This is a genomic window from Alkalimonas cellulosilytica (assembly GCF_036325985.1).
Classification (GTDB): Bacteria; Pseudomonadota; Gammaproteobacteria; order Enterobacterales; family Alteromonadaceae; genus Alkalimonas; species Alkalimonas cellulosilytica.
Genome location: NZ_JAUHLI010000008.1, coordinates 1 through 19,308, shown reverse-complemented (window position 1 = coordinate 19,308; position 19,308 = coordinate 1). Strand labels below are relative to the sequence as shown.

Annotated in this window: 19 protein-coding genes; 13 read left to right on the top strand and 6 right to left on the bottom strand. The window is 50.7% G+C overall.

Annotated elements, in window-relative coordinates; genetic code table 11:
- The first annotated feature begins 57 nt into the window (after positions 1 to 57).
- The 5 genes from clpP to QWY20_RS09065 all read left to right on the top strand — a co-directional run bounded on the left by clpP (position 58) and on the right by QWY20_RS09065 (position 7,199).
- On the top strand, positions 58 to 684 hold the full coding sequence (gene clpP, locus QWY20_RS09085; RefSeq protein ID WP_330128706.1) for an ATP-dependent Clp endopeptidase proteolytic subunit ClpP: 627 nt from the start codon (positions 58 to 60) through the stop codon (positions 682 to 684).
- Between the two features lie 76 nt (positions 685 to 760).
- Positions 761 to 2,041, top strand: a complete 1,281-nt coding sequence (gene clpX / locus QWY20_RS09080) for an ATP-dependent protease ATP-binding subunit ClpX (RefSeq protein WP_330087854.1) — start codon at positions 761 to 763, stop codon at positions 2,039 to 2,041.
- A 153-nt stretch (positions 2,042 to 2,194) separates the two neighbouring features.
- Positions 2,195 to 4,591 carry an endopeptidase La gene (gene lon / locus QWY20_RS09075; RefSeq protein ID WP_330128705.1) on the top strand — a complete coding sequence of 799 codons (2,397 nt, stop codon included), beginning with the start codon at positions 2,195 to 2,197 and terminating at the stop codon, positions 4,589 to 4,591.
- 207 nt (positions 4,592 to 4,798) lie between these two features.
- Positions 4,799 to 5,071: a nucleoid-associated protein HU-beta gene (gene hupB, locus QWY20_RS09070; RefSeq protein ID WP_330128704.1), complete on the top strand. Its 273-nt coding sequence runs from the start codon at positions 4,799 to 4,801 to the stop codon at positions 5,069 to 5,071.
- A 211-nt stretch (positions 5,072 to 5,282) separates the two neighbouring features.
- Positions 5,283 to 7,199 (top strand): SurA N-terminal domain-containing protein, encoded by a 1,917-nt coding sequence (locus tag QWY20_RS09065; protein ID WP_330128703.1) that lies wholly within the window; start codon positions 5,283 to 5,285, stop codon positions 7,197 to 7,199.
- Positions 7,200 to 7,273: 74 nt separating this feature from the next.
- Here QWY20_RS09065 and QWY20_RS09060 read toward each other — a convergent pair whose 3' ends face one another.
- Genes QWY20_RS09060 through pspF form a run of 6 tightly spaced genes read right to left on the bottom strand, consistent with a single transcriptional unit; the run spans position 7,274 to position 13,674 of the window.
- A complete protein-coding gene (locus QWY20_RS09060; RefSeq protein ID WP_330128702.1) occupies positions 7,274 to 8,035 on the bottom strand; it encodes an ATP-binding cassette domain-containing protein in 762 nt (253 codons plus the stop codon).
- Positions 8,032 to 9,027, bottom strand: a complete 996-nt coding sequence (locus tag QWY20_RS09055; RefSeq protein WP_330128701.1) for a peptide ABC transporter ATP-binding protein — start codon at positions 9,025 to 9,027, stop codon at positions 8,032 to 8,034. The genes QWY20_RS09060 and QWY20_RS09055 overlap by 4 nt, the downstream gene beginning before the upstream one ends.
- Entirely contained in the window at positions 9,027 to 9,920 is an 894-nt protein-coding gene (locus QWY20_RS09050; RefSeq protein ID WP_330128700.1) for an ABC transporter permease subunit, read from the bottom strand. Before QWY20_RS09050 ends, QWY20_RS09055 begins: the two co-directional genes overlap by 1 nt.
- Positions 9,913 to 10,941, bottom strand: a complete 1,029-nt coding sequence (locus QWY20_RS09045) for an ABC transporter permease (protein ID WP_330128699.1) — start codon at positions 10,939 to 10,941, stop codon at positions 9,913 to 9,915. Before QWY20_RS09045 ends, QWY20_RS09050 begins: the two co-directional genes overlap by 8 nt.
- Positions 10,938 to 12,572, bottom strand: coding sequence for an ABC transporter substrate-binding protein (locus tag QWY20_RS09040; RefSeq protein WP_330128698.1), 1,635 nt, complete (start codon positions 12,570 to 12,572; stop codon positions 10,938 to 10,940). The genes QWY20_RS09045 and QWY20_RS09040 overlap by 4 nt, the downstream gene beginning before the upstream one ends.
- A complete protein-coding gene (pspF, locus tag QWY20_RS09035) occupies positions 12,553 to 13,674 on the bottom strand; it encodes a phage shock protein operon transcriptional activator (RefSeq protein ID WP_330128697.1) in 1,122 nt (373 codons plus the stop codon). The genes QWY20_RS09040 and pspF overlap by 20 nt, the downstream gene beginning before the upstream one ends.
- A 176-nt stretch (positions 13,675 to 13,850) precedes the next feature.
- Between pspF and pspA the strand changes: the two genes are divergently transcribed.
- The 8 genes from pspA to QWY20_RS08995 all read left to right on the top strand — a co-directional run.
- Complete coding sequence (gene pspA / locus QWY20_RS09030; RefSeq protein ID WP_330128869.1) at positions 13,851 to 14,528, top strand: phage shock protein PspA; 678 nt, start codon at positions 13,851 to 13,853, stop codon at positions 14,526 to 14,528.
- 27 nt (positions 14,529 to 14,555) lie between these two features.
- Positions 14,556 to 14,792, top strand: coding sequence for an envelope stress response membrane protein PspB (pspB, locus tag QWY20_RS09025; RefSeq protein WP_330128696.1), 237 nt, complete (start codon positions 14,556 to 14,558; stop codon positions 14,790 to 14,792).
- Entirely contained in the window at positions 14,785 to 15,195 is a 411-nt protein-coding gene (gene pspC, locus QWY20_RS09020) for an envelope stress response membrane protein PspC (protein ID WP_330128695.1), read from the top strand. The genes pspB and pspC overlap by 8 nt, the downstream gene beginning before the upstream one ends.
- Before the next feature lie 130 nt (positions 15,196 to 15,325).
- Positions 15,326 to 16,531: a methionine gamma-lyase gene (gene megL / locus QWY20_RS09015; RefSeq protein ID WP_330128694.1), complete on the top strand. Its 1,206-nt coding sequence runs from the start codon at positions 15,326 to 15,328 to the stop codon at positions 16,529 to 16,531.
- A gap of 159 nt (positions 16,532 to 16,690) precedes the next feature.
- On the top strand, positions 16,691 to 17,491 hold the full coding sequence (gene phhA, locus QWY20_RS09010; protein ID WP_330128693.1) for a phenylalanine 4-monooxygenase: 801 nt from the start codon (positions 16,691 to 16,693) through the stop codon (positions 17,489 to 17,491).
- A 10-nt stretch (positions 17,492 to 17,501) separates the two neighbouring features.
- A complete protein-coding gene (locus QWY20_RS09005) occupies positions 17,502 to 17,843 on the top strand; it encodes a 4a-hydroxytetrahydrobiopterin dehydratase (protein ID WP_330128692.1) in 342 nt (113 codons plus the stop codon).
- A 191-nt stretch (positions 17,844 to 18,034) separates the two neighbouring features.
- Positions 18,035 to 18,781, top strand: coding sequence for a hypothetical protein (locus QWY20_RS09000; protein WP_330128691.1), 747 nt, complete (start codon positions 18,035 to 18,037; stop codon positions 18,779 to 18,781).
- A gap of 20 nt (positions 18,782 to 18,801) precedes the next feature.
- Positions 18,802 to 19,308 (top strand): hypothetical protein (locus QWY20_RS08995; RefSeq protein WP_330128690.1); only part of this gene is annotated, 507 nt, incomplete at its 3' end.

Here is a 19,308-nt window from a genome sequence, read left to right as displayed (position 1 = left end):
TTTGTTCGGGCCATTTTATTTTCAGGCGTTTCAGCGCCAGTCATCAGGAAATCATCTATGTCGTTACACAGCACTTCGCATCAGGATTTAATCAACGCCCTCGTTCCTATCGTGATTGAACAAACCGCTAAAGGTGAGCGTTCTTTTGATATCTATTCCCGCTTACTGAAAGAGCGCGTTATTTTTTTGACCGGGCCGGTAGAAGATCACATGGCCAACCTGATCTGTGCTCAGTTGTTGTTTTTAGAGTCTGAGAATCCGGAAAAAGACATCTATATTTACATCAACTCACCAGGTGGTGTCGTCACCGCTGGTATGTCGATTTACGATACCATGCAGTTTATCAAACCAGATGTGGCAACCGTCTGTATGGGGCAGGCTGCCAGTATGGGGGCTTTTCTGTTATCCGGTGGTGCCAAGGGCAAGCGTTTCTGTCTGCCAAACGCCCGGGTGATGATCCATCAACCATTGGGTGGCTTTCAGGGCCAGGCTACCGACATTGAGATCCATGCCCGTGAGATCTTAAGTATAAAGGAACGATTGAATCGTTTACTGGCGGAACATACCGGCCAGAGCTATGAGAAAATTTGCCATGACACCGAGCGGGATAACTTCTTAACGGCCGATATGGCAAAAGACTACGGCTTGGTGGATGCAATTTTGACACAGCGGGACGCGAAATAACGGCAAATTTTTGCTATGGTATTAGGATACAAAGCGCTCAGTGTGTTACTGGGGGCGAAGTGGAAGAGGAAGTTACATGGCTGATAACCGCACTGACGGTGACAAAGGCGGTAAATTGTTGTACTGCTCCTTTTGTGGCAAGTCACAGCATGAGGTGCGCAAGCTGATCGCTGGACCACAGGTGTATATCTGCGACGAGTGCGTCGATTTATGCAACGATATTATCCGGGAAGAAATTAAGGATATTTCACCCAAGCGTGAAGCAGATAAACTGCCAACCCCACATGAAATCCGCCATCACCTGGATGATTATGTGATTGGTCAGGAGCATGCCAAAAAAGTACTGGCGGTAGCGGTGTACAACCACTACAAGCGGCTGCGTAATGCAGGCAATAAGCCAGATGTTGAGCTGGGTAAAAGCAATATTTTGCTGATTGGTCCAACCGGTAGCGGTAAAACGCTGTTGGCAGAAACGCTGGCCCGTCTGCTGGACGTTCCTTTTACCATGGCTGATGCCACGACCCTAACCGAAGCCGGTTATGTCGGTGAGGACGTCGAGAACATTATTCAGAAGCTGCTGCAAAAGTGCGACTATGATGTGGAAAAAGCCCAGCGTGGTATCGTCTACATCGATGAAATTGACAAGATTTCACGCAAGTCAGACAATCCTTCCATTACCCGTGACGTGTCGGGTGAAGGGGTGCAGCAAGCTTTACTGAAGCTGATTGAAGGCACCATTGCATCCGTGCCACCACAAGGTGGTCGCAAGCACCCGCAGCAGGAGTTTTTGCAGGTGGATACCTCCAAAATCCTCTTTATCTGTGGCGGCGCCTTCGCCGGGCTGGATAAAGTGATTGAGCAGCGCTCAGCAAAAGGCGCCGGCATCGGTTTTGGCGCAGAAGTCAAAAGCAGAGAAAGCAGCCGCAGCCTGACTGAAACCTTCAAAGATGTTGAGCCGGAAGATCTGGTCAAATATGGTCTGATCCCGGAGTTCATCGGTCGTTTGCCGGTGGTCGCGACATTAACTGAGCTGGATGCCGATGCGCTGGTGCAAATCCTCAGCCAACCAAAGAATGCACTGGTGAAGCAGTTTGCTTCCTTGTTTGATATGGAAGGTGTTGAGCTGGAATTCCGTGAAGATGCGCTTAAAGCCATCGCGCAAAAGGCGATGGAGCGGAAAACCGGTGCTCGTGGTCTGCGCTCTATTGTCGAAGGTGTGTTGCTGGATACCATGTACGAATTACCATCAATGGAAGATGTTAGCAAGGTGGTGATTGACGACACCGTGATTCGCGGTGAGTCCGATCCGATACTGATTTACCAACGTAAAGATCCAGCGGTCGCTGAGTCGCATTAAACCTTCATCGGGCAGCTGGCTGCTGCCCGAGTTTTTCTGGCTTGAACCATGCAGATGCAGGAAATCGGCAGCAAGCAATTGAAGTTCTGAAAACCGGCCTCATATAGATACATATCCTTTTGCAGCTGCATGCAACTTACTCGAGAGTGAAAAATGACTGAACAACAGATTGAACGTCGTCATATGCCGGTGTTGGCTCTGCGCGATGTGGTGGTGTACCCGCATATGGTGATCCCCTTGTTTGTCGGTCGGGCGAAATCCATCAAATGCCTTGATGCCGCCATGGACAATGACAAACAAATCTTTTTGGTGGCACAAAAAGATGCCAGCCAGGATGATCCCAAAGCTGAAGATTTGTACGAAATCGGTACAGTCGCAACTATTTTGCAGCTGCTGAAATTACCGGATGGCACGGTGAAAGTGCTGGTCGAGGGTAGCCAGCGCGCCCGTTTGCTCGAATTTACCGAGACGGAGCATAGCTTTGCTGCAGACATCGAAATGATAGCGTCGCTGGAAGTGGACAGCCGTGAGCAGGAAGTGTTCCTGCGCTCTGCCATCAACCAGTTTGAAGGCTACATCAAATTAAATAAGAAGATCCCACCGGAAGTTCTGACGGCACTGAGCGGCATCGAAGATGCTGCCCGCCTGGCCGATACCATGGCGGCCCATATGCCGCTCAAAGTCGAAGACAAGCAAAAGGTGCTTGAAATCAGCGATGTGACTGAGCGGCTTGAATTCTTAATGGCGATGATGGAAAGCGAAATCGACATCTTGCAGGTCGAGCGTCGTATTCGCAGCCGGGTTAAGAAACAGATGGAGAAAAGCCAGCGTGAGTACTATCTGAATGAGCAAATGAAAGCCATTCAAAAAGAATTGGGTGAGCTGGAAGACGCGCCCGATGAGTTCGAAACGCTGAGCAACAAGATTGAGCAGGCGAAAATGCCAGCCGAAGCGGCTGATAAAGCCAAAGCCGAACTACAAAAGTTAAAGATGATGTCACCGATGTCGGCGGAAGCCACGGTGGTGCGTAGTTACATCGACTGGCTGAGTAATGTACCCTGGAAAACTCGCAGTAAAGTGAAAAAAGATCTGGCAGGGGCTGAAAAAATTCTTGATTCGGACCATTACGGTCTGGAGAAAGTTAAAGAGCGCATCATTGAGTATTTGGCGGTGCAACAACGGGTCAATAAATTAAAAGGCCCGATCTTGTGCCTGGTTGGCCCGCCAGGGGTGGGTAAAACCTCGTTAGGGCAGTCGATTGCCAAAGCCACCGGCCGTAAGTATGTGCGGATGGCGCTGGGTGGGGTGCGAGATGAGGCTGAAATTCGTGGCCACCGCCGTACCTACATTGGCTCGATGCCGGGTAAGATTATTCAGAAAATGGCCAAAGTAGGTGTACGCAATCCACTGTTCCTGCTGGATGAAATTGACAAGATGGCCTCAGATTTTCGTGGCGACCCGGCAGCTGCATTGCTGGAGGTGTTGGATCCGGAGCAAAATACCAGCTTCAGCGATCATTACCTGGAAGTCGATTACGACTTATCCGATGTGATGTTTGTGGCCACGTCCAACAGCCTGAATATTCCGGCACCCTTGCTGGATCGGATGGAAGTGATTCGTTTATCCGGTTACACCGAAGACGAAAAGCTGAATATTGCCAAGCAGCACTTGATCAGTAAGCAAGTGGGACGTAATGGCTTAAAACCGCATGAAATCGACATTAAAGATGATGCCATTGTCGGGATTATTCGCTATTACACCCGGGAAGCCGGCGTGCGTAGCCTCGAGCGCGAAATCTCCAAACTGTGTCGTAAAGCAGTGAAAGAAATCCTGTTGAGCAAGAACACCAAAACTGTGGTGATTGAGCAAGCGAACCTGGAAAGCTATCTGGGGGTGCAGCGTTATGACTACGGTAAAGCGGAAGACAACAACCGCATTGGTCAGGTCACCGGATTGGCCTGGACCGAAGTTGGTGGTGATTTGCTGACGATAGAAGCAGCGGCAGTGGTAGGTAAGGGCAAGCTGACCTTTACCGGCTCACTGGGGGATGTGATGAAGGAGTCGATTCAGGCGGCGATGACCGTAGTGCGTAGCCGGGCAGAGGTATTGCGTATCAACGATGACTTTTACGAAACCCGGGATATTCATGTGCATGTACCGGAAGGTGCGACGCCAAAAGATGGCCCAAGCGCTGGTATCGGTATGGTTACCGCCCTGGTCTCCAGTTTAACCGGTAATCCGGTGCGGGCAGATGTTGCTATGACGGGTGAAATTACCCTGCGTGGTGAAGTACTGCCAATTGGAGGTTTAAAAGAAAAACTACTGGCGGCCCATCGTGGTGGGATTAAACGGGTGTTGATCCCGCATGATAACCTGCGTGATCTGAAAGAAATCCCAGAAAACGTCAAAGCAGATCTGGAAATTAAAGCGGTAAAATGGATAGATGAGGTGCTGGAACTGGCACTGCAGGAGCCGCTAAGCCGCTTCCAGCCTGAGATCTTGCCAAAAAAAGCAGCAAAAAGTGCAAAAATAGAAAAAAATGCCCATTAAAGGCTTTTCATTCTCTATGGCTGTGCTAACTTAGGGAAAGTTCTCCAGCCCTTATCAGATAAGGGCTGGGCTCAAAGTGGAAAAAAAGTTGTATGAAGCTCTCTTCTGCTTGCAAGCGCTCTGAATGCTTGTTATAACAAGAGCGCGTAATTACAACATCAATACGTGTAGTTGTTGAAAACAATAACAATTGAAGGGGATGATATTGTGAACAAGTCTCAACTTATCGACAAAATTGCTGCTGGTGCTGAACTGTCCAAAGCGGATGCTGGCCGTGCGCTGGATGCATTTATCGGTGCCGTGACTGATGCACTGAAAGAAGGCGATTCTGTTGCTCTGGTTGGTTTTGGTACTTACACTGTTCGTGAGCGTGCTGCCCGTACTGGCCGTAACCCACAAACAGGTGCCACTATCCAGATCGCTTCAGCAAAAATTCCTTCATTCAAGCCTGGCAAAGCGTTAAAAGACGCTGTCAACTAAGAATGAGCGTTACCCGGCGCGCCGGGTAACTTAGCCAGGCAGCAGACTGTACCTAACCATCGCCACTGGCGTGGTCGCAAAGAATCCAGGTTCTGTCGGTAACTGCTTCGCCAAGGCTTCAATCAGAAAGGCGCATCTGTTAAGATGCGCTTTTTTTATGACGTAGCTTCACGATGAAGTTTGATGCGTTGCAAACAGAGATTAAGGCACGATGTTAGAGAAAATCAGAGAAGGTTCACAAGGGCTAACCGCCAAGATCATTCTTGGTTTGGTGATCCTGACGTTTGCCCTGGCCGGGGTAGGTGGTTACCTTGGTTCGACCAAGGAAACGCCAGCAGCTGAAGTCAATGGCGAAGGGGTAACCCGTGCTGCCCTGGAACAAGCTTATCAAAATGAACGCGCCCGTATGGAGCAGCAGTTTGGTGATATGTTTGAGATGTTGGCATCGGATCCTGCCTACATGGCTGGCTTTCGTGCCGATGTGCTGGAGCGCTTGATTGATGAGACGTTGCAAAAACAATATGCCAGGCAGCTTGGTTTACGGGTTAGCGATGATGCGGTACGCGATTTAATCCGCTCCATGCCTGAGTTTCAGGTTGGTGGCGTTTTTAACAATGATCGTTATCTGGCGTTGCTGCGTCAGGCCGGTCTGCAAACCGGCGAGTTTCGCGATATGCTGCGCGATCAAATGGTGCGTCAGCAATTGGTGCGTGGACTGATTTTATCCGAGTTTGCCACGCCTGCTGAGTTGCAGCGTTTAATGGCTCTGCAACAGCAAAGTCGTGATATCCAATACATTAAGTTCCAGGCAGAGCACTTTGTTGATCAGGTTGAGCTAACCGATGCGATGCTGGAGCAATACTATTACGACAATCTAGCCCGTTATGAGACCGAAGAAAAAGTTGCGGTGGAATACATCGAGCTTTCTATCGAGCAAATAGCTAAAGATATCAGCGTGACTGAAGCAGAAGCACGTGCTTTTTACAACGCAAATTTGCCACTGTATAGCACTGATGAGCGTCGTCAGGTAGCGCATATTCTGTTTGAAAGCATGGGTAGCAATGCCGACATTAAAGCCAAAGCCGAGCAGGTATTAGCAGAGTTGCAAGCCGGTGCCGATTTTGCTGAAGTAGCGGCCCGTGTATCGGATGATACCTTTTCTGCTGCTGAAGGCGGCGTACTGCCATGGCTTAACCGCGGTGATATGGAGCCCTCCTTTGAGGACGCGGCTTTTGCACTGACGGAAGCGGGCGAGCTAAGTGCGGTGGTCCAAACCAGCTTTGGTTATCATATTCTGCAATTGCACCGCTTTGAGCCATCAGAGGTACGTGACTTTGCTGAAGTTCAGGCAGAGATCATCCAGGCGCTGCAACAGGAACGTGCCTATGATCGTTTCTTTGAAATACAGCAACTGCTGGCCGATGTCAGTTTTGATGTGCCGGATAACTTACAAGAAGCTGCTGATGTCACTCAGTTGCCACTGCGTCGCCAGGCATTGTTCTCTCGTCAGCAAGCGGCAGCGCCTTTAAATCATCCTCAGGTTTTGCAGCGCTTGTTTAACTTACGCTTTATCGGTGAGGGCTTAAACAGTGAACCAATCGAAGTGGGTGCACAGCATTTGGTGGTAGCGCGGGTGACTGAGCACCAGCCTGCCAGAACTCAATCGCTGGATGAGGTGCGGGAGCAAGTAGTGGCTTCGTTACGTCGTCAGCAAAGCTCTGAGCTGGCCCGTCAGCAAGCGGCTCAGGTTTTGGCCCAGTTCCAGCAAGATGGTGATTTTGCAGCGGCGGCAGCGGCTGTTGGTATAGAGCCTCAACTGGCCAGCAACACGGCACGCTTCGGTGGTAGCCTGGACACAGAAATTCGCGCCAAGGCCTTTGCCTTACCGCGTCCGAATGAAGCACGTCCGGTAAGTGCTGATCTGGCTGAGCTGATGAATGGTGATATGGCATTAGTTGCAGTCACAGCGGTACGTGATAGTGAAGTTACTGAGGTGCCAGATGCTGAAGATTTGGAGCGTTTTGCCAATCAACACGCCCAGCAAGCTTATGAAGCCATGCTGGCAGCCTTAAAGTCGGAAGCTAAGATCAAGCGACCACGGTTGGATATGCCGGAAGAACGTTTCTAAGCATGTAACCCACAAGCTGAACCCCGCAAATTTGCGGGGTTTTTTTATACAGAATCAGAACATGGATCAGCTGTTTAGCTCAGGCCCATAAGTTTGCGGGTATGTGGATGCTGAGGTTGGTTTAACAGTTGCTCGGTTTCACCTGCTTCGACGACCTGACCATGTTGCATCACCAGGCAGTGATCACTGATATGGCGCACCAGCCTCAGATTTTTGCTGATCAATAAATAGGACAGCCCTTTTTGTTGCTGCAATTCCAGCAACAGATTGACGATTTGTGCCCGCAGGGTTGGATCCAACACCGTCAGGGCTTCATCCAGGATCAGGATTTTGGGATCGAGGATTAAAGCTCTGGCCAGGGCGAGCCGTTGCTGTTGTCCGGCGGATAACATGTGCGGGTAAAAATCAATATGCTCATCCATCAAACCCACTTGCTGCAGACTTTGCAGGACTTTTTGTTGCCGCTGAGGTTCATCCAGCACGGTACTGAAACGTAGCACATGATCCAGCATGCTACCCACTTTCTGGCTGGGGTTCAGAGCCCGCTCCGAATCCTGGAACATGTAGCGGATCACATGATTGTATTTGCGGTAATGGCTTAAGGTCACCGCCTTACCGGCCAAACGAATTTCCCCCTGATCCGGTTGTTCAATCCCAACCAGTACTTTAGCCAGCGTACTTTTGCCAGAGCCGGTTTCGCCAACCACAGCCAGCGTTTGTGCAGCTCCTAAGCTGAAACTGACGTTATCCAGCGCCTGAATTGTCGTTTGGCGGAACAGTCCAAGTTGTTTCCGATAGTGTTTGCTTAAGCTAACCACCTCCAGTAACTGACTCATTGTGGCTCCTTGTACTGCAACGGAAAGTGACAGCTGTAAAAGTGGTGCTGCTTGCGTTCTAATGCCGGGGTATGTACGCACTCTTTTCTGGCATTCGGACAGCGAGGGCCAAGCCGGCAGCCGACTGGCAGATGCTGTAAAGTAGGGATGCTGCCAGGCAGGGCGTAGAGCTGGCTTTTGGGAGCCAAATCAGGTTGAAATTCCGGTACACTCTTAATCAGTGCATCGGTATATGGATGAAAAGGTTGCGCCAATAGCCGGGCTGTTTCGCCGGACTCAACCAACTGCCCGCAGTACAGGACGGACAAACGGTGGGTGTAGCGGGCGATGCTATCCAGTTCATTGCTAATAAGCAGTACCGACATGCCCTTGAGCTGGTTCAGGCTACTAATCAAGCGAAACAGTTGTGCCTGGGTAGAGGCTTCGAGGGCTGTGGTGGGTTCATCGGCAATCAGCAATTTGGGGTTTTTCGCTATGGCCATGGCGATCATGACCTTCTGGCATACCCCTTCAGAGAGCTGATATGGATAGCTTTCCAAGACCGACTGATGCTCTTTGATCCCAACCTTATGCAACAAGGCAATGGCTTTCTTACGCTTTTGCCTGGCCCGGTTCCACCAACCACCTTTCAACAGTTGGTTAGGGATGGACTCATGCAATTGCTCTGCAATCAGTGCGGTTGGATCCAGGCATTTGCTTGGTTCCTGATAAATCATGGCAATGTCCCGGCCTATGATTTTGCGCTGCTGATCGAAGGGAAGTTGCAGCAGATCGACCCCACACCAATGGAAGCGATCGGCTTTGATGCGCCAGCGCTGATTCAGCACACCAACGATGGCTTTTGCAATCAGGCTTTTGCCAGAGCCAGACTCACCGACCAGCCCTCTGATTTCGCCTTCACGCAAACTTAAGCTGACCCTGTCCACGGCCCGGATCAAGCCCTGACTGGTTTCCAGCTCCAGTGTCAGATTTCGGATATCCAAAAGCAACATTAGTTTTCCTGCCGTTTGCGAACTGCTGTTCTTAAGCCATCAGAAACAAGATTGACACTGAGTACTGCAATAAAAATCAGCAAGCCAGGCAAGGCAATACTCCAGGGCGATAAATAAATCAGATCCAGTGCATCCGCTACCATCAGGCCCCATTCCGCAGCAGGCGCCTGTGCCCCCAGGCCTAAAAAGCCGAGCGCTGCTATATCCAGTATAGCGGTGGATAAGGCCATACTGAACAGCACCGTCAGTTGCTCCCAGGTATTAGGGAGAATCACATAACGCAAAATCTGCCAGTTGTTGGCTCCATCCAACCGGTAGGCAATGACATATTCCTGCTCCAGTTGTTGCAAAATGGTATTGCGGATACCATGCACAAATTGTGGCAGCAAGGCCAGCATAATGGCCCAGATGGTATTGACAAGCCCAGGCCCCAAAATGGCAACAATGATGATGGCCAGTAACAAAGATGGGATGGTCAGAGCCAGATCCAGCACATGGTTAAACGCGCTGGCCCGAAAGCCTTTGCTCATCCCGGCCAGTACGCCCAGCAACAGGCCGAATAGCAGAGCACCCAGGGCGGTGACCAGGGCAATACCAAAGGTGTAGCTGGCCCCTTTAATCAACCGGGATAACTGATCCCGGCCCAAGTCATCGGTACCCAACAAGTAGCGCACATCACCCAAATCATCCCAGGATGGCGGCAGCAACAATGCATCCGGATTTTGCAGGTAAGGATCATAAGGCGTAAGCAAAGGGCCGAACAGGGCAATCAAAGTAAAGAAGCCAAACAGCATCAGCCCGACAACGGCAGCGTGTTGTTGACGGAAGCTATCCCAAAGCTGACTTAGTGGGCCATGCTGAGTTTTCTGATGCAGCCATTGAAATTTAGCCATTGGCTTGCTTCCTTGCCAGTGGATTGAACAGAGTATGCAGCACATCCATCAGGATATTCACCAGAATCACCAGGCTGGAGATCACCAGCAAGCCTCCCTGGATAGCAGGGTAGTTGCGCTGACTGATGCTGTCGAGAAGCCAAAGACCAATGCCTGGCCAGGAGAATATCAACTCAGAAATCATCGCCAACGTCACCAGGGTACTAAATTGCAGGCCCAGTTGGCGCATAACCGGCAGCATGGCATTGCGCAATCCGTGACGGTACAGCACCTGGCTGCGGCTTAATCCTTTGGCACGCGCTGTTTTGATGTAGCTTTGTTGCCAGACATTCAGCATGGCATCGCGGGTAAAGCGGATCATCACAGTAGTGGGGTAGGTCGCCAGTACAAAAGCGGGTAACCACAGATGGCGGATGGCATCCTGCAGCGCTGCTTGCCAGTAGGTTTGACCAGATAACAGGATATCTGGCAGCATAAAACCGGTCACCGCAGGGATTTCATACAGCACACTGATGCGCCCGGAGGTTGGAAACCAGCCCAGACCAATACTGAACAGCATAATCATCAGTAAGGCCCACCAAAAAATGGGCAGGGAGTAGCCGAGCAAAGCGATGGTGGAAATGGCTTTGCCAGACCAGTGGTTGGCTTTAATTGCCGCCATAAGGCCAAGCGGTACACCCAGTACAAAGGAGATCAACAAAGCATAGGCTACCAGCTCCAGGGTGGCCGGGAACACTTGTTTCAGTTCGTGCAAGACCGGCTGTTGACTGGCCAGTGACAAGCCCCAATCCCCTTGCAAAATCCGCTGTAAAAAAGCAATGTATTGCTGTAAATAACCATCATCGAGCCGGTACTGTTGCACCAAAACGGGCATGAGCTCATCGTCTGGCTGGCTGATGCCACTGAAATTGACCAGTGGATCGCCGGGAAATAAGTGCCCTAAACTAAATGCAAAGCAGGTCAGGGCAAAGAATACAAAAGAGAGCAGGAATAATCGTCGGATCAGATAATGCCAGATCATGGCGTCTCCTCATCCGAACGTATAAAAGCGGTTGACAGGTCAATACCACCGTAGGGGTTAATGCCAACCCCCTCAACCCGCTGGTTCACCGCTTGAAAGCGCTTGGCGTGCGCCAGTGGTAGCAGCGGTAGGTGCTCAGTCAGGTACTGCTGGGCCGCCCAGTAATAGCTGCGGCGAATGGCTTGATCATCAGTCAGCAGGGCTTGGGCCAGCAACGCATCAAAAGCAGGATCACACCAAAGCGCGCGGTTGGTGCCGCTTTCAACGCCATTGCAGCTCAGCAGGGGGCGAAAGAAGTTATCCGGATCCGTGTTATCGGCATTCCAGCCCAGCAATACCGAGTCATGATCGCCTTGTCTGAGTTGGCGGCGAAAAGCATTCCACTCCAGCGTGACAATGCTGGCCCGCACACCAATACGGGCCAGATCCGCTTGCATCATTTCTGCCATGCGCGTGGCACTGGGGTTGTACAGCCGCTGAATCGGCATGGCCCAGATGGTCATGTTAAAGCCATAAGGGTAACCCGCTTCGGCCAGTAAGGTTCTGGCTCGGTCTGGATCGAACTGCACCGGTAGCAAGGTTGGGTTGTGTCCCCAGGATGTTGGAGGCAACAACGAGGTGGCCGCTTCGGCCTGATCAAAATACACCGCCTGCAGAATAGCATCCCGATTGATGGCCATCGACAGTGCCCGGCGTACTTTGCTGTTATCAAATGGCGCTCTGCTGGTGTTAAAAGCCCAGAAACCCACATTCATGCTGGTTTGTTGCTGAACCTTGACATCCGCACGTTTGCTGATGAGTTCGAGCTCTGCCATACGCGGGTAGGCAATGATGTCGCACTCATGGGTCAGCAGGCGCGCCATACGTTTGGCATTATTGGGCTCGATATCAAACACCAATTGCTCCAGCTGACTTGGTTCGCCCCAATAGTCGTTATGGCGGTAGTAACGAATAAACACATCTTTTCGGTATTCGCGAAATTTAAAGGGGCCGGTGCCAATCGGATGAGAGTCCAGGCGCTGCCGCTGGTTTTGTTGCAACAACTGTTCGGCATATTCTGCTGAATGGATCACGGCAAAGTCGGTTGCCAGATTGGATAAAAACGAACTGTCACGCTGGCGCAAATAAAACACCACCTGATCATCGGTCGGGGTGGCGATACGCACAACACGGTTGGCCCAGTCTACCGTTTGAAAATAAGGGTACTCGCCACCACTCACGTTATGAAATGGATGATTCGAGTGCATTACCCGTTCAAAGCTAAAACGCACATCCGCAGAGGTTAATGACCTGCTCGGGGTAAAATAGTCGGTTTGATGAAATTGAACATTGGGCCGCAGATAAAAAGTATAGCTAAGCCCATCTTCCCGCCTTTCCCAGTGGGTTGCCAGCGCTGGTTTGAACTCGCCATTGTTGGGATTGATGTCCAGCAGGCGATCAAACAGCTGCCGGCTGGTAGCGTCTATGGTGGTGCCAGACGTGACCAGTTGTGGATTAAAACTCTCAGGCGATCCTTCACTGCAGTACACCAAACCCGAGCGAACTTCCGCAGGCATATCCGGTTGGCAGGCGGTGAGCAAGGTGACAAGCAGGGCAGTTGCTAAGCTACCTTTAATCAATGGCTTCGGCATGCTGGTCCTGCTGGCTGTCCAGTAACTGGTATTTTTTCATGTAGCCACGTAACTGATGATAGGTTAATCCCAGGCATTCGGCCGTTTTTTTCTGATTGTATTGGCAGGTAGCAAGCGCTTGCTTGAGCAGGTTAATCTCAAACTCTTGCGATACTGCTTTAAAGTCCAGTGGCTTTTCGGGATGGATCTGCGGTAGCTCCGCTGCGGCCTGTCCTTGGGGTCTATGCGCTGCTGTTGCCTCACCGACAACCGATTTGCTTGCAGGCTCGGAAGGGACACTGCTTTGCCGATCGCGTGTTTTGACCCGTTGCTGAGGCCGAAATGGTGAGGCAAAGGGATCCAGCAGAATGTCGTGTACCGGCACATAGGGGTTGTTGGTACGGTACACACTGCGCTCTACCACATTTTTTAGCTCCCGGACATTGCCCGGCCAGTGGTAATCCAGTAAGGTCTTTTTGGCTTTTTCGCTAAAGCCACTGAATAGTTCGAACTCCAGCTCCCGCGCCATGTTGATGGCAAAGTGTTCTGCCAGCAATAGAATATCTTCCCGCCGTTCACGCATCGGGGGCAGGGTAATGACATCAAAGGCTAGTCGATCGAGTAAATCAGCGCGGAACTCGCCTTGCTCGGCCAGGGCAGGTAAGTCTTCATTGGTGGCACAAATTAAACGCACATCTACTTTCACTGAGCGACTGCCACCGACCCGTTCGAACTCGCCGTACTCAATAACCCGTAGCAGCTTTTCTTGCACCAGGCTTGGGGTGTTGGCCAGCTCGTCCAGAAACAAAGTGCCGCCATTTGCCCGCTCAAAGCGGCCTTCGTGGCGTTTACTGGCACCGGTAAAAGCGCCGGCCTCATGACCAAAGAGTTCACTTTCCAGCAAGTTTTCATTGAGGGCCGCGCAGTTCAGGGTCAGGTAGTTTTGATCCCAGCGTTGTGATAGAAAGTGCAGGCGGGCAGCTATCAGTTCTTTGCCGGTGCCGCGTTCACCAATAATAAGCACCGGTTTGTTCAGCGGCGCAGCTTGTGATACTTGCTCCAGCACGGTCAGAAAGCTGTTGGACTGGCCGATCAGATTATCTTGTTGTTGTGTTCTGCGCATCGGATAACTTTAGTGAAAATGACCAAATAGTAGTGTATTTCATTATAGCGTCTTGCCATAGCTCTTTCTGCCTAATTTATTTATTTAATAAATTCAATGGGTAACAGCTATTAAAAAGTTGGCAAGGAATGTGAATGTACTCTGGTGTATCCCGACCAATTGAAGAGGTAACTACGATGGGTATTTTCAGTCGCTTTACAGACATTATCAACTCAAATTTAAATTCGCTGCTGGATAAAGCCGAAGATCCGGAAAAAATGGTACGGCTGATCATCCAGGAGATGGAAGACACTCTGGTAGAGGTGCGTTCTTCTTCTGCCAAGACCATTGCCGAGAAAAAAGATTTGCAACGGGCATTAAATCGCCTGAACGATGAAGTCACCGACTGGCAGAGCAAAGCCGAGTTGGCATTATCGAAAGAGCGGGAAGATTTAGCCCGGGCAGCCTTGGTCGAGCGGGAAAAAGCTGCCGAGCAGGTGAATGCGGTGGAAACAGATATTGCCCAGTTGGATGAGCACATCAACAAACTGCAGCATGAAGTGGCGCAGCTGCAGGAGAAACTGGCGGATGCCAAGGCCCGGCAGAAGTCGATGCTGATGCGGCAAAAAACCGTCGCCAGTCGCCTGGATGTAAAGCGGACGCTGAACAGCGAGAAGCTCAACGATGCGATGTACAAGTTCGAGCGTTACGAGCAGAAGATCGACTCGATGGAGGCGCAGGTCGAATCCTATGATTTGGGCAAGAAAACCCTGAAAGATGAGTTTGCCGAGTTGGCCGCGCAGGATAAGATTGAGAATGAGCTGGCAGCATTAAAAGCCAAAGTTGTCAGCAAAAAAGACAGCAAAGCGGACTAAGCGGACCAAGCAAACCAGGAGCCAGCTATGGGAATTCAGGAAATGATTTTTGTGCCCATGATCTTATTTACGATCTTTGTGGCACCGCTATGGGTGATTATGCACTACCGTAGCAAAAACAAAATCGGTCAGGGACTGACCGATCAGGAGCTCGGCCAGCTCAATGAGCTGGCGCGTAAAGCCGATAAAATGGCGGAGCGGATTAAAACGCTGGAAGCGATTTTAGATGCCGAAAGCCCGCGCTGGAGACAACGTCATGACTAAGCCACGTAAACCGCTGCTGCGCGATGATCGCAATGGTAAAATTGCCGGCGTCTGTGCCGGGGTTGCCGACTACTTTGGCATGGAAAACTGGCTGGTTCGGATCATTACCCTGGCCGCTTTGTTCCTTGGTATGGGCAGCTTTGTGCTGGTGCTTTATTTTGCCGCCTGGGTGGTGCTGGAGAAGAAGTCCAAGTACGAGGCCAGTCATGGCAGTATAGAGCCGGGCAGGGATGAAGACAGTGTCGAGGTAAAAACCCAGGTGTGGCAAAAGGGTGAGCCGCCTAAGCAAGCTTTGCAGCATCTGAATCACAAATTTACCAGTTTGGAGCTGCGGCTGCGTGATATCGAGCGTCATGTCACTTCCAGCACCTTCCAGCTCAACCGTGAGTTCAACAACTTGTGAACTTTGGTTGACACTTTGCCGATGGCCTGCTGCATCATCCGGACAGCAAGCCGTCTGGCTTGCTTCCAATCACGGTAATTTCTGCTATCTGTAGTGCATCCATCCATCCGTTGAATAATGAATAGATCGTATGCACAGCACGTCAAAATCTCCAGCCACTTTATGCATTCATGCTGGTAAAACACGCAATGAACATGGCAGTTTAGCCACCCCTTTGTACCAAAGTTCTACCTTTATTTTTGACAATGCCGAGCAAGGTGCGGCCCGCTTTGCCGGTGAAGAAGCCGGTTACATCTACACCCGGCTTGGTAATCCCACGACTCGCGAATTGGAACTGAAAATTGCTGCGCTGGAAGGCATGGAAGATGGCGCTGCAACAGCCACGGGCATGGCCGCCGTATCGGCTGCTACGCTGACGTTCTTGCAGCAGGGCGATCACATGATTTGCAGCAAGGCCGTCTATGGCTGCAGTTTTGCACTGTTTAGTCATCAGTTTGCCCGCTATGGCATCGAGGTGAGCTTTGTGGATATGACCGATCATGCGGCGGTGCAGGCTGCGCTTCGACCCAACACCAAATTGCTGTTTGCCGAGACCCCAATTAACCCCAACCTGGTGGTGTTGGATTTGGCCTTTCTGGGCAGCTTTGCCCGTCAGCATGGTTTACTTTCGGTCATTGACAATACCTTTTTAACCCCGCTGCTGCAGCGCCCGGTCGACTTTGGCATTGATATTGTCATTCACAGCGCGACCAAGTACCTCAATGGCCATGGCGATGTGGTCGCCGGCCTGGTGGTAGCGAGCAGTGCTTTGATCCATCAAATCAAAATGACTACCTTAAAAGACATTGGCGGAACCATTAGTCCGCACGATGCCTGGCTGATCATTCGTGGCATGAAAACCCTGGCTGTGCGGATGGAGCGCCATTGTCAGAATGCGCAGCGGGTGGCTGAGTTTTTACAGCAACATCCGGCAATAGCCACGGTGTATTATCCCGGGTTGCCGGAACACCCCGGCCACCGTTTTCTGGGTACTCAAATGAAAGCCGCCGGGGGGGTGTTGGCATTTGAACTGCATGGCAGTCTGGACGATGGCCGTTACTTTATCAATCAATGCCAGCTGCTTAGTCTGGCAGTCAGTCTTGGCGATGCCGAGTCCCTTATTCAGCACCCAGCCTCGATGACGCATAGTCCCTACACCGCAGATGAGCGTGCCATGGCCGGCATCAGCGATGGTTTGATCCGGGTCTCCGTAGGGCTGGAGCAGGTAGAGGATATCGTAGCGGATCTGGCCCAGGCTTTAGCTGCCATGCAGGCTCAGCAGGCTCGCTCGGCCTGATCGTTGACTACTCGCCATGCCCCCCGTTGTAATTTAATCTTTACGGCCAGCTGCACGCTAAGTTGCGCTGGCCTGATTAACAGCCGAACCCATTTCGACTAGTATCGGTCACAGCTACAAGGGCTGGTCCCATTTAAGAATACAAGCAACAGGGTATCTATGAGTAAGTCAAGCAACTATGTATCGAGGCAGTCCGACGAGCATGGTGTTATTGCCTGGTCGGACGAAGAGAATCAAATCTGGCATGAACTGATCACACGTCAGCTTAGCTGCATAGAAGGCAAAGCCTGCGATGAGTTTATGGCTGGGCTGGAACGGCTGCAACTGCCGACGGATCGCATTCCGCAACTGGAAGAAGTGAGCAAAGTACTGCGTGAAACCACCGGCTGGGAATGTGCCGAAGTGCCGGCGCTGATCAGCTTTGATCGTTTTTTTGAGCTGCTGGCCAACAAGCGTTTTCCGGTCGCGACCTTTATTCGCTCGCGTGAAGAGTTCGATTATCTGCAAGAGCCGGATATTTTCCACGAAATCTTTGGTCACTGCGCCATGCTCACCAACCCGGCTTTTGCCGAGTTCACCCACGCTTATGGCAAAATTGGCCTGGCTGCCAGCAAAGAAGATCGGGTCTACCTGGCGCGTCTGTACTGGTTCACCATTGAGTTTGGTTTGCTGCAAACCAAAGACGGCCTGCGCATTTACGGTGGCGGTATTTTATCGTCTCCGGGCGAAACCATTTATGCGCTGGAGTCGGAAAAACCAGAGCGGAAGCCCTTTGATGCCATCGATGTGTTAAGAACACCGTACCGCATTGATATCATGCAGCCGATTTACTTTACCATCAGCCAAATTAACGATCTGTTTGATATTGCGCACCTGGACATGATGTCGCTGGTGCAGCAGGCCAAGCAACTGGGTTTGCATGCGCCTAAATTTCCGCCTAAACAAAAACAAGCAAGTTAGAGAGGAATCGATGTCAGAGTTAACCACCATGAAGTGCGAGGCATGCCGCGCCGATGCACCCCGAGTATCCGATGACGAGTTGCCGGTATTGATGCGACAAATCCCGGATTGGACCCCAGTCGTTCGTGACGGTATTTTGCAACTGGAACGCCAGTACAAGTTCAAAAACTTCAAAGCCGCCTGGGCCTTTCACAACAAAGTGGCAGAAATGGCGGAAGATGAAGGCCACCACCCGGCCTTGCTGCTGGAGTGGGGCAAGCTGACCGTAACCTGGTGGTCGCACTCCATCAAAGGTTTGCATAAAAATGACTTTATCTGTGCTGCTAAAACGGATGCGTTGTTAGCAGAATAGTCTTCTTACCGCCACAAGCTAGTCTTGGCTTGTGGCGTATTCTTTTACCTTCCTGTTGGTTTTCGATCTTTAACAGTCTTATTTCAGTCGAAGAAACCCAATAAAAATACAACCTTCCTTTCAAGCATAGATTCATTCCATTCTGACAGTCTGCTGCTTGCGGCGCTTATTCGGATTTAAGTGCCGCTAATGTGGATAATGTGGTATTCAATGGTGCCCAGCTTGGGAGTTATCTTGATTTTGGTGGCAACCTATTAACCGCAGGCCAGGTAGCCGGTCAAATCTTTTCGCATGCGATGGTCGGTGGGGTTAGCGCCAGCCTGCAAGGCGGCAAGTTTGGGCATGGTTTCTTTAGTGCTGGTGTCACTAAAGGGCTGGGCACGCCGCTTATGGATGCCAGCTTTGCGCAAAACGTGGTGGGCGGCACGGTGATTTCAGCTACCATCGGCGGCACTGCTTCGGTGATAGCGGGCGGCAAGTTTGCCAATGGGGCTGTTACCGGGGCTATGCAGGCTTTGTATAATCATTACTCGAAAAGCGCAATTCCAGAATGGCGTGATACAGGCCATGAAGAAATACTAATTGACTACTTAGATTATGAGTGGGCCACGGATGCTAAGTTTAGGCTGGACTTTCCGGGTGAGGTTTATTTTACGGTTGAAGGGCAATTACCAGCATTAAGGGGCCCTATGGGAATGCCAATTGGGCCAGGAATAGAAGCCAAGTGGTACCATACTCGCCTGATCAAAGATACTTTAACTGTGTATCGTGTTCACGGAACAGAAACGACTTGGACGCGGAACTATACAGCGTATTCACCATCGCTTGGCCGTACCATCGACTTTGCAGTGCCGATGTCTTCGACAACAGTGACGAGAACAGCTATTAGTACAGACACAAAGTGGCGTTTTACACGACGCGCACCAACAGCTAAATAAACTCAGTGAGTGAGGACTGTATGCGTTTTTTGTTGATTTATATGTTGCTGGCATTTTCAAGTTTAAGCCGGGCCGATAGTTTTGAGCTAGTGAACTTACAGAATGCACTTAATGAGTATAACGACTGGCGCAAATCAGCTTGGTTTCCACGAAAATTAACATTATATGAGCGCTATTTATATTTTAAAAATGGCTTGCACCGTGATAAGGCTGTGGCAAGTGCTAATGAGCAAATACGCTGGCTGTTTGTGCAGGAGCTGGAGCGGTTGTGGCGACAAGAGCACCCACTTTACAACCATGATCGTTATAAGCTGATGAGTGAGGCGAGCTTCCGTTTGGATGTGGCTTTTCATCTGGCAAATGCTGAGAAAGCATGGGGCTGCCCTATAAATATCTCCAGAGCAACATTACGTGATTATGCTATCCAATATAAGGATACACAGGATGTAGGTTTGAAGGTTGATGTGATTCGGACATTAGGTCAGGTTGGTACTACAAGTGACATTGATTATTTTGTAAATATTGTC

Bases quoted from the DNA above. Each gene is read 5' to 3' on its own strand.
- clpP (WP_330128706.1), top strand. From the start codon at position 58: ATGTCGTTACACAGCACTTCGCATCAGGATTTAATCAACGCCCTCGTT.
- clpX (WP_330087854.1), top strand. From the start codon at position 761: ATGGCTGATAACCGCACTGACGGTGACAAAGGCGGTAAATTGTTGTAC.
- lon (WP_330128705.1), top strand. From the start codon at position 2,195: ATGACTGAACAACAGATTGAACGTCGTCATATGCCGGTGTTGGCTCTG.
- QWY20_RS09065 (WP_330128703.1), top strand. From the start codon at position 5,283: ATGTTAGAGAAAATCAGAGAAGGTTCACAAGGGCTAACCGCCAAGATC.
- QWY20_RS09060 (WP_330128702.1), bottom strand. From the start codon at position 8,035: ATGAGTCAGTTACTGGAGGTGGTTAGCTTAAGCAAACACTATCGGAAA.
- QWY20_RS09055 (WP_330128701.1), bottom strand. From the start codon at position 9,027: ATGTTGCTTTTGGATATCCGAAATCTGACACTGGAGCTGGAAACCAGT.
- QWY20_RS09050 (WP_330128700.1), bottom strand. From the start codon at position 9,920: ATGGCTAAATTTCAATGGCTGCATCAGAAAACTCAGCATGGCCCACTA.
- QWY20_RS09045 (WP_330128699.1), bottom strand. From the start codon at position 10,941: ATGATCTGGCATTATCTGATCCGACGATTATTCCTGCTCTCTTTTGTA.
- QWY20_RS09040 (WP_330128698.1), bottom strand. From the start codon at position 12,572: ATGCCGAAGCCATTGATTAAAGGTAGCTTAGCAACTGCCCTGCTTGTC.
- pspF (WP_330128697.1), bottom strand. From the start codon at position 13,674: ATGCGCAGAACACAACAACAAGATAATCTGATCGGCCAGTCCAACAGC.
- pspA (WP_330128869.1), top strand. From the start codon at position 13,851: ATGGGTATTTTCAGTCGCTTTACAGACATTATCAACTCAAATTTAAAT.
- pspB (WP_330128696.1), top strand. From the start codon at position 14,556: ATGGGAATTCAGGAAATGATTTTTGTGCCCATGATCTTATTTACGATC.
- pspC (WP_330128695.1), top strand. From the start codon at position 14,785: ATGACTAAGCCACGTAAACCGCTGCTGCGCGATGATCGCAATGGTAAA.
- megL (WP_330128694.1), top strand. From the start codon at position 15,326: ATGCACAGCACGTCAAAATCTCCAGCCACTTTATGCATTCATGCTGGT.
- phhA (WP_330128693.1), top strand. From the start codon at position 16,691: ATGAGTAAGTCAAGCAACTATGTATCGAGGCAGTCCGACGAGCATGGT.
- QWY20_RS09005 (WP_330128692.1), top strand. From the start codon at position 17,502: ATGTCAGAGTTAACCACCATGAAGTGCGAGGCATGCCGCGCCGATGCA.